This window comes from Enterobacter cloacae complex sp. SYL003, assembly GCF_049236925.1.
GTDB lineage: Bacteria > Pseudomonadota > Gammaproteobacteria > Enterobacterales > Enterobacteriaceae > Enterobacter > Enterobacter intestinihominis.
The window spans coordinates 1-1,134 of sequence record NZ_JBMKJK010000062.1 but is presented as its reverse complement, the minus strand read 5'-3'; the positions used below and the strand labels follow the sequence as shown (position 1 = coordinate 1,134).

Below are 1,134 nucleotides of genomic sequence, written 5' to 3'. Positions count from 1 at the left end.
TAGCGGGCGGCCGGAAGGTGAATGCTAGGCATGATCTAACCCTCGGTCTCTGGCGTCGCGACTGCGAAATTTCGCGAGGGTTTCCGAGAAGGTGATTGCGCTTCGCAGATCTCCAGGCGCGTGGGTGCGGACGTAGTCAGCGCCATTGCCGATCGCGTGAAGTTCCGCCGCAAGGCTCGCTGGACCCAGATCCTTTACAGGAAGGCCAACGGTGGCGCCCAAGAAGGATTTCCGCGACACCGAGACCAATAGCGGAAGCCCCAACGCCGACTTCAGCTTTTGAAGGTTCGACAGCACGTGCAGCGATGTTTCCGGTGCGGGGCTCAAGAAAAATCCCATCCCCGGATCGAGGATGAGCCGGTCGGCAGCGACCCCGCTCCGTCGCAAGGCGGAAACCCGCGCCTCGAAGAACCGCACAATCTCGTCGAGCGCGTCTTCGGGTCGAAGGTGACCGGTGCGGGTGGCGATGCCATCCCGCTGCGCTGAGTGCATAACCACCAGCCTGCAGTCCGCCTCAGCAATATCGGGATAGAGCGCAGGGTCAGGAAATCCTTGGATATCGTTCAGGTAGCCCACGCCGCGCTTGAGCGCATAGCGCTGGGTTTCCGGTTGGAAGCTGTCGATTGAAACACGGTGCATCTGATCGGACAGGGCGTCTAAGAGCGGCGCAATACGTCTGATCTCATCGGCCGGCGATACAGGCCTCGCGTCCGGATGGCTGGCGGCCGGTCCGACATCCACGACGTCTGATCCGACTCGCAGCATTTCGATCGCCGCGGTGACAGCGCCGGCGGGGTCTAGCCGCCGGCTCTCATCGAAGAAGGAGTCCTCGGTGAGATTCAGAATGCCGAACACCGTCACCATGGCGTCGGCCTCCGCAGCGACTTCCACGATGGGGATCGGGCGAGCAAAAAGGCAGCAATTATGAGCCCCATACCTACAAAGCCCCACGCATCAAGCTTTTGCCCATGAAGCAACCAGGCAATGGCTGTAATTATGACGACGCCGAGTCCCGACCAGACTGCATAAGCAACACCGACAGGGATGGATTTCAGAACCAGAGAAAGAAAATAAAATGCGATGCCATAACCGATTATGACAACGGCGGAAGGGGCAAGCTTAGTAAAGCCCTCG

General features: G+C 59.7%; 2 protein-coding genes. Both read right to left on the bottom strand.

Annotation, left to right across the window (positions count from 1 at the left end):
* Positions 1–24: 24 nt before the first annotated feature.
* Complete coding sequence (gene sul1, locus ACOT1A_RS24565) at positions 25–864, bottom strand: sulfonamide-resistant dihydropteroate synthase Sul1 (RefSeq protein ID WP_000259031.1); 840 nt, start codon at positions 862–864, stop codon at positions 25–27.
* Positions 858–1,134 (bottom strand): DMT family transporter (locus tag ACOT1A_RS24560; RefSeq protein WP_017900405.1); only part of this gene is annotated, 277 nt, incomplete at its 5' end. The genes ACOT1A_RS24560 and sul1, both read right to left, overlap by 7 nt.

What these genes read in the sequence shown, in the direction of transcription:
- sul1 (WP_000259031.1), bottom strand. Translation starts at nt 864, where the DNA reads ATGGTGACGGTGTTCGGCATTCTGAATCTCACCGAGGACTCCTTCTTC.